The 15145-nt window shown below is 62.9% G+C and carries 12 protein-coding genes and 2 pseudogenes; 2 read left to right on the top strand and 12 right to left on the bottom strand.

The window, feature by feature from the left end; translation table 11 throughout:
* Positions 1–18: 18 nt before the first annotated feature.
* The 4 genes from AC0L39_RS09945 to AC0L39_RS09960 all read right to left on the bottom strand — a co-directional run bounded on the left by AC0L39_RS09945 (position 19) and on the right by AC0L39_RS09960 (position 5053).
* Positions 19–1197: an RsmB/NOP family class I SAM-dependent RNA methyltransferase gene (locus AC0L39_RS09945; RefSeq protein WP_473257538.1), complete on the bottom strand. Its 1179-nt coding sequence runs from the start codon at positions 1195–1197 to the stop codon at positions 19–21.
* Positions 1198–1250: 53 nt separating this feature from the next.
* On the bottom strand, positions 1251–2705 hold the full coding sequence (gene guaB, locus AC0L39_RS09950) for an IMP dehydrogenase (RefSeq protein WP_473257540.1): 1455 nt from the start codon (positions 2703–2705) through the stop codon (positions 1251–1253).
* 111 nt (positions 2706–2816) lie between these two features.
* Positions 2817–4301 carry a M28 family metallopeptidase gene (locus tag AC0L39_RS09955; protein ID WP_473257542.1) on the bottom strand — a complete coding sequence of 495 codons (1485 nt, stop codon included), beginning with the start codon at positions 4299–4301 and terminating at the stop codon, positions 2817–2819.
* Positions 4298–5053: a 3-hydroxybutyrate dehydrogenase gene (locus tag AC0L39_RS09960; RefSeq protein WP_473257544.1), complete on the bottom strand. Its 756-nt coding sequence runs from the start codon at positions 5051–5053 to the stop codon at positions 4298–4300. Before AC0L39_RS09960 ends, AC0L39_RS09955 begins: the two co-directional genes overlap by 4 nt.
* Before the next feature lie 146 nt (positions 5054–5199).
* On the opposite strand from AC0L39_RS09960, the gene ypfJ reads away from it, so the two are divergent.
* Positions 5200–6063 (top strand): KPN_02809 family neutral zinc metallopeptidase, encoded by an 864-nt coding sequence (gene ypfJ, locus AC0L39_RS09965; protein ID WP_473257546.1) that lies wholly within the window; start codon positions 5200–5202, stop codon positions 6061–6063.
* Between the two features lie 107 nt (positions 6064–6170).
* Here the strand turns inward: ypfJ and AC0L39_RS09970 are convergent, their stop codons facing one another.
* Together AC0L39_RS09970 and AC0L39_RS09975 are read right to left on the bottom strand one after the other, a co-directional pair.
* Positions 6171–7829: a M56 family metallopeptidase gene (locus AC0L39_RS09970; protein ID WP_473257548.1), complete on the bottom strand. Its 1659-nt coding sequence runs from the start codon at positions 7827–7829 to the stop codon at positions 6171–6173.
* Positions 7826–8159, bottom strand: a pseudogene (locus AC0L39_RS09975) (BlaI/MecI/CopY family transcriptional regulator). The gene AC0L39_RS09970 and the pseudogene AC0L39_RS09975 overlap by 4 nt, the downstream one beginning before the upstream one ends.
* A gap of 180 nt (positions 8160–8339) precedes the next feature.
* On the opposite strand from AC0L39_RS09975, the gene AC0L39_RS09980 reads away from it, so the two are divergent.
* On the top strand, positions 8340–9899 hold the full coding sequence (locus AC0L39_RS09980; protein WP_473257550.1) for an esterase-like activity of phytase family protein: 1560 nt from the start codon (positions 8340–8342) through the stop codon (positions 9897–9899).
* Positions 9900–9902: 3 nt separating this feature from the next.
* Here the strand turns inward: AC0L39_RS09980 and AC0L39_RS09985 are convergent, their stop codons facing one another.
* The 6 genes and pseudogenes from AC0L39_RS09985 to sdhC form a co-directional block, all read right to left on the bottom strand.
* Positions 9903–10886 (bottom strand): C13 family peptidase, encoded by a 984-nt coding sequence (locus tag AC0L39_RS09985; protein WP_473257552.1) that lies wholly within the window; start codon positions 10884–10886, stop codon positions 9903–9905.
* A gap of 47 nt (positions 10887–10933) precedes the next feature.
* Positions 10934–11380: a thiol-disulfide oxidoreductase DCC family protein gene (locus tag AC0L39_RS09990; RefSeq protein WP_473257554.1), complete on the bottom strand. Its 447-nt coding sequence runs from the start codon at positions 11378–11380 to the stop codon at positions 10934–10936.
* The gene (locus AC0L39_RS09995; protein ID WP_473257556.1) at positions 11377–12474 is read right to left on the bottom strand and encodes a saccharopine dehydrogenase family protein; all 1098 of its coding nucleotides are present in this window, start codon (positions 12472–12474) and stop codon (positions 11377–11379) included. Before AC0L39_RS09995 ends, AC0L39_RS09990 begins: the two co-directional genes overlap by 4 nt.
* Before the next feature lie 13 nt (positions 12475–12487).
* Positions 12488–14334 (bottom strand): annotated as a pseudogene (gene sdhA / locus AC0L39_RS10000) (succinate dehydrogenase flavoprotein subunit).
* Entirely contained in the window at positions 14334–14720 is a 387-nt protein-coding gene (gene sdhD, locus AC0L39_RS10005) for a succinate dehydrogenase, hydrophobic membrane anchor protein (RefSeq protein ID WP_473257558.1), read from the bottom strand. The pseudogene sdhA and the gene sdhD overlap by 1 nt, the downstream one beginning before the upstream one ends.
* An 11-nt stretch (positions 14721–14731) precedes the next feature.
* Positions 14732–15058 carry a succinate dehydrogenase, cytochrome b556 subunit gene (sdhC, locus tag AC0L39_RS10010; RefSeq protein WP_473257560.1) on the bottom strand — a complete coding sequence of 109 codons (327 nt, stop codon included), beginning with the start codon at positions 15056–15058 and terminating at the stop codon, positions 14732–14734.
* Positions 15059–15145 lie beyond the last annotated feature (87 nt).

The raw sequence follows: 15145 nt of genomic DNA on the forward strand, positions 1-15145 counted from the left end.
CCATACCCGTGTTCGCTATCACTTTGAACGCAGAATGGCGACAAAAAATCCGTCCGTGCCGTGGTGATACGGATCAAGGCGCGTGCCCTGCCCGCGCGGCATTCCGAGAGGAATGTCGACCGTTTCTGCCAGCCAATCCGGATTTCCGGCCAGAAACGCAGCAATTCTGTCAGGCCCCTCAGCGTCGAGCAGCGAGCAGGTGATGAACGCGGTGCGCCCGCCCGGCTTGGTCAGCTGCGCGGCGATACCCAGCAACCGGTCCTGCAAGGCGCTGTATTTGCCGAGCAGCTCAGGCGTCAGGCGCCACTTTGCTTCGGGCTTGCGCCGCCATGTGCCCGTGCCTGAACAGGGTGCGTCGACCAGCACGAGATCAGCCGTGCCGACATGCTCCGACAGCGCGTCAAGTTCGGCATTGGGATTCATCAGCAGCGTCTCGATAATCCCCGCCCCTGCCCGCTCGGCGCGCGGCGACAGCTTCGAAAGCCGTCCGCGATCGGTATCGCTGGCAACCAGCTTGCCCTCATTCTGCATCGCAGCTGCCAGCGAGAGGGTCTTGCCGCCTGCGCCTGCGCAAAGGTCGATAACGGTCTCACCCGGCTTCGCGGCAGCGGCAAGGCAGGCAAGCTGGCTCCCGTGATCCTGCACCTCGATCTTGCCGTCGCGGTATTCCTGCCATTGTTCGGCGGAGGTCCCGGCCGGCAGGCGCAGAGCCTGAGGCGCGGCGAGATGCTCGCCCGGCTCGGGCAGTTTCAGCCCTTCGCGGTCGGCTTTCAGGGTGTTGACGCGGATGTCGAGCGGAGCGCGTTCGAGCAGGCTACTGGCCGCATTGCCTTCGATAGCTGATGCGGCGAGAGCCTCAATCAGCCATGCGGGAGCTATTCCGGCTTGCGCGACCGGCTCGCCTTCGTGGATCGGTTTCGGGCCGTGCCCTTGCCCATCGAACAATTCGGCAAGCGCCGGGTCAGCCTGCGCCAGAGCGAGCATCGCCGCCCTGCCGTTCTGCGGGATTTCACCGCAATGGCGGATGGCGCTGTAGACAAGCTCGCGAACGGCGCGGCGGTCTTTCGACCCTGCATAGCGGCGCTGCTTGAAATACTTGGCGATCAACCGGTCGGCGGGCGCACCCTCGCGCCGTGCCGCGTCGATCACTTCATCGAGCAGCTCGATCGCCGCCTGGACCCTCGCCGAGGGGGTCACGTGCGCGCGACTTCGCGAAACATACGCATGTTGGGTTCGAGTGGTTCCATATCCTAACGCGTCGGGTAATTCGGCGCTTCGCGGGTGATCGCGACGTCGTGGACGTGGCTTTCCGAGAGGCCTGCATTTGTGATCCGGACGAAATTCGCGTTCTTGCGCAGATCCTCGATCGTTGCCGAGCCGGTGTATCCCATCGCGGCTTTGACCCCTCCGACGAGCTGGTGGACCACATTGGCAGCGGGCCCCTTGAAGGGAACCTGCCCCTCGATCCCTTCAGGCACGAGTTTCATGGCGGAGACGTCTTGCTGGAAATAGCGGTCCGCACTGCCGCGCGCCATGGCGCCGACACTGCCCATCCCGCGATACGCCTTGTAGCTGCGCCCCTGGTAAAGGAATGTTTCTCCGGGGCTTTCGGCAGTCCCTGCAAGCATCGAGCCGACCATGACGGTGCTGGCCCCGGCAGCGAGCGCCTTTGCCGCGTCGCCGCTGGTGCGCAGTCCGCCGTCGGCGATAATCGGCACGCCCGATTTGGATGCCTCGCTTGCGCTGTCCATGATCGCGGTGAGTTGCGGCACGCCGACGCCAGCGACCACTCGGGTGGTGCAGATCGAGCCGGGTCCGATCCCGACTTTCACTGCATCCGCCCCCGCATCGATCAGCGCGCGGGTGGCCTCCGCTGTGGCGACGTTGCCCGCAACCACCTGCACCGAATTGGACAGCTTCTTCACCCGTTCGACCGCGCGTGCGACATCGACGTTGTGCCCGTGGGCGGTATCGATGATCACGACGTCCACCTCGGCATCGATCAGCGCCTCGGAGCGTTCGAAGCCGGTGTCGCCAACGGTCGTCGCCGCAGCCACGCGAAGACGGCCTGCGCTGTCCTTGGTCGCGCTCGGATAATTGACCGCTTTCTCGATATCCTTGACTGTGATGAGGCCAATACATTTGTAATCATCGTCGACGACGATGAGCTTTTCGATACGGCGCTGGTGCAGCAATCGCCGCGCGTCTTCCTGAGAGGTGCCAAGCGGAACCGTGACAAGGTTCTCGGTCGTCATCAATTCGCGCACAGGCTGAGCCGGGTTTTCAGCGAAGCGCACATCGCGGTTCGTCAGCATCCCGACGAGCTTGCCATTGCCGTCGGTCACCGGGATGCCGCTGATCCGGTGCTGATCCATCAGCGCCTGCGCATCGCCGAGGACCGCGTCGGGGCCAATCGTAATCGGATTGACGACCATGCCGCTTTCAAACCGCTTGACCGCGCGCACCGCCGCGCACTGGTCCGGCAGTTCCAGATTGCGGTGGAGGACGCCGATCCCGCCCATCTGCGCCATTGCGATGGCCATGTCCGCCTCGGTCACGGTGTCCATCGCAGCCGACAGGATGGGAATGTTGAGCCCGATCTCGCGGGTCAGCTTCGTCTTGGTGTCGGCCATGCTGGGCAGGACGTTGCTTTCTGCCGGGCGAAGCAGCACATCATCGAATGTGAGACCGAGGGGGATGTCCATATGCGCCACTTTCACTAGTCAGGCTGACCGCCCATCCGGCGGAAGAATCGTGGCGGCCCATTTAGGCGCGCTTTTGCCTGAGCGCTAGGGCCTGCGCAGCGCCTATCGACGTTATTCTGTGCCAGTAGGCGAATAGTGGGCGGTGTCGGCGAACCGGCGTACCAGCTCCTCGTGCAGCAACAGGTCGTCGATTGCCCCGCCCAGCTCGATCGCATCCAGTTCATCGCCTGCCCGGTGGTAGTTGCCGGAGAGATAGGGACCGAGCACGATTTCGGAGCTGAATGCGCTCGACAGGAACACCGCCGGGATGCCTTCCTGCAGCAAGGCCCAGCCATCCTGGCGCTGCACGAACCGTTCGGCGAATTCGCGATTGCCAAGCTCGCGGCCAGCCTTCTCCATCACCTCGAGGATCAGCGGATCGAGTGCGGTGCGCCCTTCCCCGACAAAGCCCACAGCGCTGCCCGCCGGAGCGACCGCGACCGTATCGAAATTAAACGCGGCAACAATGCTGCCGAGCGGTATCGGTGGTTCTTCTGTGAACGCTTTGGCCCCGAGCAGGCCCGATTCCTCTGCACTGGTCGCGATGACGTAAATGTCGCGTTCGTGGGGGCCGGACGTGGCAAGCCTGCGCGCCACTTCGAGGACGCTTGCAATTCCGCTCGCATTGTCGACCGCACCGTTGCAAATCCGGTCCTCATTATCGGCTGCGCCGCATTCGCCCAGATGGTCCCAATGCGCCATCAGCAGGACCGACCCGGAGTTCGCAACCGATCCGGGGATCTTTCCAATCACGTTGTAGCTGGTGAATTCGGTTCTGTTCGAATTGGCCTCGACCGTAGCGGTCGCATCCAGAAGCAGGGGTTTGAAGTCATCGGCTTGCGCCTCCTCCGCCAACCGGGTCCAGCTTTCCTCGCCCAGAGCCTCTGCCATTGCGGCGTGCGTGGTAAATCCGCTCAAGGCCGCCGTGTCCTCGCTCGCAAGCGATATCCTTTCGCGGACATATTCGCGGCTGACGTCGGCAAAGGCTTCGTTGTCGGCAACCACAGTTATGATTGCGGCTGGCCTGTGTTCGAAGAGGATCGCGCGCCGGCTTGGGCTGACGCCGGGTTCGCCGAGCATAACCGCCACTTTTCCGGCGATGTCTTCGGCAATGACCTTGTCGGCTTCCCTGCCCACAAAGACGACTTCCGCACTTTCGACGAGTTCGCGTCTGCGTCCGGTAAAGGCCGCTGCGGTTGCAGGGTCAAGCTCCACGACCCGGCGTCCAACGCGCATTTCGATCCGGCTCGTGAAGGGTTTGGTTCTAGCGAGATTGACCGGCGCGCGCCAGGCGCTGCCCGGATCGTTGGTGCCCGATACCAGGCCCGCCGCCATCATGCGCTCCGTGATGTAGGTGAGTGTCCGCTCTTCACCGAGCGCGCCGGGCTTGCGCCCGCCAAATTCGTCGCTCGCGAGGACAGCGATATCGCGCCTCAGGCTCTGCTCTATCGCCGCGCGTTCCTCAGCAGGGACGCTCGCGATGGGCGCGCCTGTGCACCCGGCGAGCATCATCGCCGCCGCAATCGCCAGCCCCCGTTTCGCCCCCGTTTGGATCATTCGGCAGTCCACCCCCCGTCGATACTCCAGTTCGCCCCGGTGACGTTGCCCGCCTCTTCGCGGCACAAGAACGTGGCGAGTGCGCCAACCTCCTCCGGCTGCACGAATTTCTTTGTCGGCTGCTTGGCGAGCAGGACGTCGTTGATAACCTCTTCGCGCGAAAGCCCGCGCGCGGCCATCGTGTCCGGGATCTGCCCCTCGATCAGCGGGGTCCAGACATAGCCCGGACTGATGCAATTGGCGGTGACCCCCGTCTGCGCAAGTTCCAGAGCGATGGTCTTGGTGAAGCCTGCAATCGCGCGCTTGCTGGCATTGTAAGCGCTCTTGAATGGCGAGGCGGTCAGGGAATGCGCGCTCGCAGTGTTGATGATGCGCCCCCAGCCTTTTTCCTTCATTGCCGGCACCGCAAGCCGCGAGGTGTGAAACGCCGCCGTCAGATTTAGCGCGATGATCGCGTCCCATTTGTCGACCGGGAAATCCTCCACCGGGGAAACGTGCTGCATCCCGGCATTGTTGACGAGGATGTCGATCTCTCCCGCCTCCGCCATCATTGCCTCGATCGCGACCGGGTCGAGCAGGTTTGCACCGCTGAAATCGGCGTCCATCTCAGCACGCAGTTTTTCGATCTCACCTGCGTCGCCAAGACCGTTGAGCACGATGTGCGCCCCCTCTGCGCGCAAGGCCCGGGCAATGGCAAGTCCGATGCCCGAAGTGGACCCGGTGATCAGTGCGCGTTTGCCTTTGAGGAACATCGGTAACTTCCGTGAATTGTTTGATTATCGAGCTTTCGCTGCTTGCGTGATCGGTGTCCAGACATTTTGGACAGCCACTTTGGTCAAACCGTTCGAGATGCGCGCACGCCTGCGGGTAATGCTGAAACGACCGGGGAGAACATCAGATGCGGCTTAATCCATTCGACACTTCGAAGATCAAGGTGCGCGGAGGAGGTGGCGGCGGGATGCGCCGGGCCGGCGGCGTCGGGTGCGGCACGCTCGTCATCGCGATCATCGGCGCGCTCGTGTTCGGGCTCGACCCGATGCAGACCATCGGCATGGTCGAAGGCGCGCAGCAGCAAACCGCTCCGCAGACGCAGCAGGCCAATGTCAGCGAAGAGCAATTGTGCAGCAGCAGCACCTACGCGACCGAGGCGCGCAATGCCCTCCAAAGCCTCAACGAGACCTGGCAGCCGGAATTTGCACGCGCCAATGTCGCCTTTCAGCAACCCGAACTTGTCCTCTACCCGTCGGGCCGCGTGGCGACCCAGGGCTGCGGGACGGCCTCATCGGCGGCAGGCCCGTTTTATTGCCCGGCTGACCTCGGCATCTACATCGACACCTCGTTTTACGACCAGCTTGCGCAGATGGCAGGCACAGGCGGCGATTTCGCGCGGCTCTACGTCATCGCGCACGAATATGGCCATCACATCCAGAACCTGACCGGGCTTGCCGGACAAGTCCGCAGCCTCCAGCAGCGCAATCCCTCACAGTCGAACGACTTGCAGGTGCGCATGGAGCTTCAGGCGGATTGCTATGCCGGGGTATGGGCAGGCAAGAACCGTAACCGGATCGAACGCGGGGACATGGAAGAAGGCCTGCGAGCCGCCAGCGCAATCGGCGACGACACGCTCCAGCGCCGCTCGGGCCAGCGTATCAACCCCGAAAACTTCACGCACGGAACCAGTGAACAACGCATGACGGCGCTGCGGCGCGGTCTCGAATCGGCCGATGACAGCGTGTGCGATGCATATTTCGACATGCGGTAGGGCGGCGGGGACCATGCTCCCCTCGCCCATCTCATTATGAAAAGGGCCGGAGCGGCGTCTCAACCGCTCCGGCCCCTTTTTTCATGCGGTAACCAGTGGCAGGCCGGTCAGCCGTCGCCGTGACGCTCGTTCCAGGTCTCTATCTGACGATCCAGCTCTTCAAGGACATCGCGGCGCATTTCGCCCTCGATCTCCGAGTTTTCGGCGATTGCAGCGCGGGCCTCTTTCAAACCCTTGAGCGCGTGAGCCATGACCCGCGACTGGCAGAGGTAAACCTTGCGGATTTCTCCCTCGGCCTCTTCGACTTCCGCGACCTCATCGGAATTGCCGCGGCATTCCATCTTCACAACGGTACGTCCTTCGAGGCCCTCGGCAGTCTCGATCTCGATCTTGGCCTGCTCGACCTCTTTCATGGCCATCCTGATTTCTGCGTCGGCATCGGCCAGATCTTCGCGAAGTTCGGCCATGATTGCTGCCCTCTCTTCTTCGCTCAATCGCTCGCCATTCCGGTAGACGCTGATCTTGCGGGTCTTGGTTTTGGTCGTGCGTTTTTCACCCTTCTCGGCCTCGCGGTCGGCACGCATTTCCTCGGTAACGTCGTCTGTCACTTCGACATCGATATCCGGATCGATTTCAGCGATTGCCTGAGCAGCAATGACAGGGGCCGGCGGCGCAGGCGGCGCCGGAGGTGCAGGCGGAGCCGGAGGCGCGATGCTGACTGTCGGAGCGGCTGGCGGTTCGGGCGCTTCGGGAGCGATACTTTCCGCATAGGTGATCGACGCGGTCAGCGGCAGCGCGAGCACGGCGGCGCCTATCAGCAGCCTGCCGCTAAGACGGCGGTGCGACGGGGTGTCGGACATATTCAAATTCCTCAAACGGTGGATGATGGACTTGTCGCCAAGGACCGGACAGGCCATCGGCGCAGCGAGTGCGACATTGGGGCCAGCAGCCGTGCTGGCGATCAGGTTCGCGTAAGTCGCGCGCTCTTCGGCAGGTTTCTCGGCCACGACGCGCGCATCGCATGCGGCTTCCTGGTCGCGGCGCAGCGCGAGCCAGCCATAACGACCCAGCGGGTTGAACCAGTGAAGCGCGAACAGCGGCTGGACGATCATGTTGACCAGCAAATCCTTTGCGCGGTGATGAGATAGCTCATGCGCCAGCGCCAGATCGCGCGCCTTCAGATCGTCCTGCGCCATGAAGCCAGGCGGCAGGGCAATGACCGGATCGAGCACGCCGAACGCAAGCGGCGCCTGCGTACCCGGGGTTTCGATCAGCCGGATATTGCCCGCCCGGCCAACCTCGCGCGCTCCTTCGAGTAATTCGCGGCGAAGCTCGAAATATTTGCCGAAGCGCATCCACAAGAAGATGGCAGCGCCGATCAGCCACACCGCGCATCCGATCTCAACCCAGGGGGCTGCCTCTAGAAAGGATAACGAGGTAATCGGCGTGAACTGATCGGTCGCTGCCAATCCTGCTTCAGGGGATGAACCGGAACTCGCAAGAGTCGCAACTGGAGTCTCGGAACCCTGATGCAGGATTATGACGGGTGCCTCGACGGCAGGCTCGGCGGATTGCGGGGCCGCAGATTGCGGAGCCAGCCAATGAGGCAGAGTGATGGTGGGCAGGATCAGGCGCAGGACCGGCAGGGCCCAAAGCGCATACGCGATCTGTGGGCCGAACCATCGTGCAACCGGACGCCGCACGAGGAGGACCAATGCGATCAGGGCAGCGGTCCAGACGAGCGTATCAAAGAGCCACTGGGTCATTGTTTCAGCTCCTTCAGCAGAGCTTCGATTTCAGCGAGATCGTCTTCGCTCAAGGCCTCGGATTCGGCGAGATGCGCCACCAGCGAGGCGGCTTTACCTCCAAACAGCCGGTCGACGAGGCGGCGGGATCTCGCCGCCGACATAATCGGACCGAACCATCAAGGGGCTGTAGAGAAAGCGCCGACCGTCGGGCCGCGTCTCGATCGCCTGTTTGTGGACCAGACGGGAAAGCAGAGTCTTGACCGTCGGCAGACTCCAGCCCCGCGTTGCGCAGACGGCCTCGCAAACTTCCGCCGCCGAAAGCGTACCGCGATCCCAGAGCACTTCCATGACGGCGCGCTCCGCTTCGCTTATCCTTTCGGGCGAATTTTCACCGGACTTGTTCAAGACGGCCTCCCAACTGCTTGATTACACCTGTAGTCACATCGACTACGTTTGTAAACATTAAGCCTGGATGAATACGGCCCCAGACCCCTTGTTCTTCTGCCAGCGAACGATATCACCGGATGAATGACATTGAAGACCCTTCCCCTCCTCCCGCTTGCCGTAGCGGCACTATCCTGTCTCACCGTGCCAGCAGCAGCCCAGCCGATCCTGCCGCAGACCGCGCCAGTGGTTCTCAATCCGGACGACAGCGCGGCTGAAACGGTCGGCGATCTCGTCTTTCTCGGCGGGGTGGAGCTGGAACCGGGCGAGGCCGAGGTGGGCGGGATTTCCGGCCTCGAATGGTCCGATGGCAATCTGCACGCGGTCACGGATGACGGGCGCTGGCTGCGCATTACCCCCGATGAAATCAATGGCCGTCTGGTCGATCTGATTGCGCTCGAGACAGGTCCCCTGCTCGATTTGAAGGGCAAGAAGCTGAGGAAAAAGCGCGAGGCCGATGCCGAAGCGCTGGCTCTCGTCGCCGACGGATCATGGCTGGTTGCATTCGAGCATGATCACCGAATCTGGCGATATCCGTCGCTGAGCGAGACGCCGCAGGCCGCCGAACTTCCAATCGCAGACCTCGCATTCGGGGCGAGCGACAATAGCGGGCTGGAAGCGCTCGCATTGTCCGGCGAAGGCCTGATCGCGCGCGGCGAATGGACCGGCAGCGACACGCCGAACTGCATGAGAGAGCGCGGCGCAGGCATCGTCAGTTTCGAGCTTGGCGCGCCCGCCCCGCTCGATGCGCGCGGCGGCGCGCCCACCGATGCGGGCTGCGCCAGCGACGGCACGTGCTACGTCCTGTTCCGCAGCTATTCGCGCGAAGCTGGCAGTGCGGTCGGGGTCGTTGCGCTCGCCCCGGATGGCAGCACAGCGACAGTCGCAGCGCTGCTCCCGCCGCTCACCCTCGACAATTTCGAAGGGTTGGCCGTGCGCGAGGAAAGCGGACGCACATATCTCTACATCGCTTCGGATGACAATTTTTCAGACGCCCAGCGAACCTTGATCCTCAAATTCGAAGTCCGATCCGCGCGCAAGGACGTTCCGCTTGAAGCGCCGCCGACAAGCGCTGCACCGGAAGCCGTATACGAAACGGTGAGCGTGGTGCTTGAGACCGAGATGGGCGATATCACAGTGGCGCTTGAAACCGAGCGCGCGCCGATCACCGCCGCCAATTTCCTGCGCTATGTCGATGAGGACCGCTTCGATGGTACCGTGTTCTACCGCGCCATGGCGCTCGACCGCGAACCACGCCCCAACGGGTTGATCCAGGGCGGGACGCAGTTCGACCCGAAACGCATCCTGGACGGTATTCAGCATGAGCCCACCAATGTGACCGGGCTGAGCCACACCAGCGGCGCGCTCTCGATGGCGATGGGCGAACCCGGCTCGGCCAATGGCGATTTTTCGATCATGCTGCAGGACCAGACCGGTCTCGATGCGAAGCCCGAATCCGAAGACCCGGTCTGGAAAAACGGATATGCCGTGTTCGGCTATGTGACCGAAGGGATGGACGTCGTCGCAGCCATACATGCCGCGCCAACCGATCCGGAAAAGGGCGAAGGCTGGATGAAAGGGCAGATGCTGGCCGATCCTGTCAGGATCATCGACGTGCGCCGCGCCGATCAGCCGGCGCAGTAGCCGCTATTCCCCGAGCGCGGGCCGGCCCACCGGCGCGCTGGCCACCTGCGGCATCCTCGCCTCCAGGTCGCCAAGCCATTGCTCGGCATTGGTGCCTATCGATACTTGCGGAAGCGAAGCGGTCAGGCGGCTTTTCGTTTCCCACCCTGCAATCTGCCGGGTCGCTTCGCGGGCCGCATCGCCAAGGCTCTGCGGTTTTCGCAAAGCGCGATTGATCAGCGCGTCGCCGTAAAACGTCCAGTCATTCTCGGCCTCGCAACCGAACGAGGTGCGCTGGGCCGCCGCTGCCGTCAGTATGGCCGTATCGGGACTTGCCAGCTCAGGAATGAACACGCCGGAATAGCATGCGCTGATGATCAGCAGGCGGCGCTCTATGCCCAGATCTTCGAGCACTTCCTTCAACCGCTGAGGCGAAAAGATGCCGTAGCCGCTATCGCCGTAATGGTTGACCAGCCCGATCTGGACTCCGTGGCTGGTGGTGTAGAGGACCAGCACATCCTCTTCCGGGTCCATCATCTCCGCGATGTGCGCGAGGCTCAGGATGAGAGAACGGATCGATCCGCGCGGCAGATCATCGCGCGCGCCATCAGGTCCGGCCAGCGTAAGCGCGCGCCCCGCGCCATCATAGCGCCGCGAAAGCACCCTGCCTGCCTCGCGCGCCTCGCGGGCAAAGACCGGGTCGCTGTCCAGCGCCACCGTGACGACAAAAGCGTCCACCTGGCCCGGACGCTGCGGTGCAATTTCATCGAGCGCTTTCACAAGCCGCCGTTTTTGCTCGAGCATTTCCCTTGCAGGGATGCCGCGTTGAAGGTGCGGCGCAAGCTCGAGGCTCCTGATCGCTTCCGCACGATTGGCGCCTGTCGAAAGGTTGGGAAACGGCTCGGTGTGTTCGGGCGGTTGGTTGGGATTGTCCGCGCTATCCTGCGCCGCAGCAGCGGCGGCCAAAAGGGCGGTGCACAGGAGCCATGCAGAAGCGCGTTCGAACATGCTCGCGAAGCTGCCTCCGCGCCCTCCCCCCGTCAAGCAAAAGGAGATCAGATCAGCCGCGAGCGCTGGTCCGGCGTCAGGAGCGCGCAAGCCTCATCGGTTTTTCCGAACCAGCGGTAGCGATTGCGCGCGACGAGGTCATATGCCCAGTCGCGGATAGGTCGCGGCACGATCTGGAAAATCAGGCCAAGGCGCCAGATCCCGCCAAGCGTCCGCGCGACCTCGAAATAGCCGGTGCTCTTGGTGAAAGCCTTGCCACCGCGGAGGAAAACGTAGCTTTCGTCCCAGTCGATTCCGAAATGCTTGCACAGCGCCGCACCCGGCTCGGTCTGCGCCGAGGTAAAGGCAATCCGCGCAGCCTTGTCATGCTTCATGATGAAAGAGACGCCGCTGGAACACAGAACGCAATGCTGATCGAAGATAAACAGCGGCCTGCTGTCATCGAAATCGGGTACGGCTGGATCGATGCGGTAGGAGGGTTCTGTCTGGGTCATTGGTCGATCCATTTCACATCAAGATCTGCTGTAGCGCCGCGATATTCCTGAAGGGTGATTACCCCGAGGCATGGCCTTGCCCCGCTCGAGAAACTTTCACCCTGCGCCATTCGCTGTGCAATCCGGATAACGGGAATGCAAGGGAGGTAGGGACCGTGTCCGTTGCGGGCGATGATGTAATGTCGGCTGACCATGGCCATGCCATCGCCCGATACACCTCCGATTTCCATGAAGAACGCGCTCTCACCTTTGCCCAGCCAGTTGAACAGCTTGGACACCCGCACGAGATTGGGCGCAAGCCGGTCGAGGCGGGGGAGCAAACCGACACGCCTCAGTGCCCCCATCAGGGCAGTGCCGAAATGCAGTGCGGTGATCTCATGGCCGGCCCAGAACGAATGGTCTTTGAGCGCAGGATAGCGGTCCTTGAACAGGGCGAGGTCCGGCACATTGCCGCGCCCGAACCATCTTGCGCCGAGCTCCGGAATCGCGACCCTTCGAAGGCCGCTCCAACCGATAACTTCGCGCATTCGCCCGCCGCGCATTTCCGTGAATGGCTGCCCGACATAGCGCAGCACTGCCGCGACCGTGCCTGCGCCGCGATTGGCCTGCTCCGCTCCGCTTATCCCGTACCGAGCCGAGTGGACTTGCGCCATCTCTCCTGCCGCTTCGTCGAGATATGCGGCGGTCAGCGCGGGGACTGAACTCGCCCCGGCGAGAACTGCCACGCCTGCCGCGCAAGCGCGCTCGTCGAGCGCTCTTATCCCCGCCACGAACTCTCGAGCATCGGCGATGTCGCAATAATGTGCGCCGCAGCGAATTGCGGCCTCGGCGACGCCATATCCCTGATCGTTATACGGTCCGACCATGTTGATGACGAGGTCAGGTCGCAGGTCGGCCATGGCCTCTGGCGGACCCGCGATATCGAACACTCCGGCTTCAGCCGAGTTGGCAGCGTCGAGGTCAGCGGCGAAACGCTGTGCCTTCGCGAGGTTTCGACCCGCAATCACCAGCTGGATCGCCGGGTCGGACGCGAGACTGCGCGCGACGTAGCTACCGAAATTGCCGTAGCCGCCGATAATCGCCACGCGCAGCATTTGGGCGGTGCTCCTAGTACACTCGCGCTTTCGGCTCGATATAGGTCGCGTCTTCGGTCAGGGTGTATTCGTGGACCGGGCGGTAATCGATGCGGATGTTCGATCCGCTTCCGCCCCAGCCTTCGAACCATGCAACAGTATGCTTCATCCATTCGGCGTCGTTGCGGTCGGGGAAATCCTCATGCGCGCGCGCGCCGCGGCTTTCCTTGCGGTTCGCGGTACCGAAGCCATCGTGACATTGGCCTGCGCCATGAGATTGTCGAGCTCGAGCGTTTCGATAAGGTCGCTGTTCCAGATGAGCGACTGGTCGGTGACGTGAATGTCCTCCATCCGCTTGTTCTGGGTGGCGAGTTTTTGCACGCCCTCGTCCATCAGCTTGGTATCGCGGAACACGGCGGCGCGCGCCTGCATCGCCTTTTGCATGTCGGCACGGATCGCAGCCGTGGGCGAACCGCCCTGCGCGTAGCGGAAGTGATCCACCCGGCCGAGCGAGAAATCCGCGCTGTCGGCGGGCAGTTCAGGCTGGCTCGCGCCCGGCGTCAGATTATCCTTCAGGTGGATGCCGGTCGCGCGGCCAAACACCACGAGGTCGATCAGCGAATTCGAGCCGAGACGGTTCGCACCGTGGACCGAAACGCAGGCCGCTTCGCCGACTGCATAAAGCCCTGGTACGACCGCATCGGGATTGCCGTCAGGCCCGATGGTCACGACCTCGCCGTGATAGTTACACGGGATACCGCCCATGTTGTAATGAACGGTAGGCGTCACTGGCAGGGCTTCACGGGTCAGGTCGACACCGGCAAAGATCTTGCCGCTTTCGGTGATGCCGGGCAGTCGCTCCGCGAGCACCTTGGGGTCGATGTGATCGAGATGCAGGTGGATGTGATCGCCATCCGGCCCCACACCGCGCCCCTCGCGCATTTCGAGCGCCATCGAGCGGCTGACGACGTCGCGCGATGCGAGGTCCTTTGCCGAGGGGGCATAGCGTTCCATGAAACGCTCGCCTTCGGAATTCGTGAGATAGCCGCCCTCTCCGCGCGCGCCCTCGGTGATGAGCACGCCTGCCCCGTAGATACCGGTCGGGTGGAACTGCACGAATTCCATGTCCTGCAAGGGCAGGCCCGCGCGCAGCACCATGCCGCCGCCATCGCCGGTGCAGGTGTGCGCGGACGTGGCGGTGAAGTAGCAGCGGCCATAACCGCCGGTTGCCAGAACGACCGATTGCGCACGGAAGCGGTGGATGGTGCCATCATCGAGACACATCGCCATCACGCCGACGCATTTCTTCACGCCGTCCACTTCGGCCATTATCAGGTCGAGCGCGAAATACTCGATGAAGAAATCGGCGTCATATTTCAGGCTCTGCTGATAAAGCGCGTGCAGCATTGCGCGCCCCGTACGGTCGGCTGCGGCACAGGTGCGCTGGACCGGTGGCCCCTCGCCCATGTTCTGCATGTGCCCGCCGAACGGACGCTGGTAGATCGTGCCGTCTTCATTGCGCGAGAACGGGACGCCTGCATGCTCCAGTTCGTACACGGCCTGCGGGGCCTCGCGCGCGAGATATTCGATCGCGTCCTGGTCGCCCAGCCAGTCCGACCCCTTCACGGTGTCGTACATGTGCCAGGTCCAGTGATCGGGCGTGTTGTTGCCGAGGCTCGCCGCGATACCGCCCTGTGCGGCCACGGTGTGCGAACGGGTCGGAAAAACCTTGGAGATATTGGCGGTGCGCAGGCCGGCTTCCGCCGCGCCCATGGTCGCGCGCAGGCCAGAACCGCCTGCGCCCACCACGACCACGTCGTATGTGTGATCGATGATCTTGTAGGCGCCTTTTTGAGCACCGTTGGATTCGCTGGTAGCCATCAGGCCTGACCTCCAAATGCGAGACTGGCAACGCTGAATACCGAGAAGGTTCCGCCAGCAATAACTGCGATGTTGAGCGCTGAAAGCAGCGCGAATTTCGTGCCGTAATTGTGGACGTAATCCTCAATCAGGACCTGCAGGCCCAGCCGGGCGCGCCAGAACAGGCTGACCACGAGCAGGATCATCGCCGTCGCCGAAACCGGCTGCGCCAGCCACGAACTGACCGAGGCGTGGCTGTAATCGTTCATGAGCACGAAGCTGATGATCAGCCAGCTCATCAGGACAAGGTTGCTGATCGCGGTGAAGCGGTGAACCAGCCAGTGATGCGCCCCGTCATGCGAGGGGCCAAGTCCGCGAACGCGGCCGATGGAAGTGCCGTTACCCATGCCTGTTCCCCTCAACCCAGCAGCACGGCGGCCCAGAAGGCGCCGGTCAGAATGATTGCGATGACAGGCGAAGCGACGGACCAGAAGCGGTTCGTGTCGAGCTCATAGCCCGCACCGATATCGAGTACGAAGTGCCGCAGGCCGCTCATCATGTGAGTGAAGAACGCCCATGACAGGCCGACGAGGACGACCCAGCCAACCGGCGAGGTCATCACGTTCGTGAATGTCTCATACGCTTGCGCGCCGGCGGCAATGGCCCCTAGCCACCATACAAGGACGAACAGTCCGACCAGCGCGAGCCCGTCTCCGGTCGCTCGGTGCAGGATCGATACCAGCATGTGAGGTCCCCACCGCCAGATCTGGAGGTGCGGAGAAAGCGGTCTTTGGTTCATGACTATCCCGTTCGAACTCTGATTGCCCACCCC

The organism is Erythrobacter sp. K21-9 (assembly GCF_055808355.1).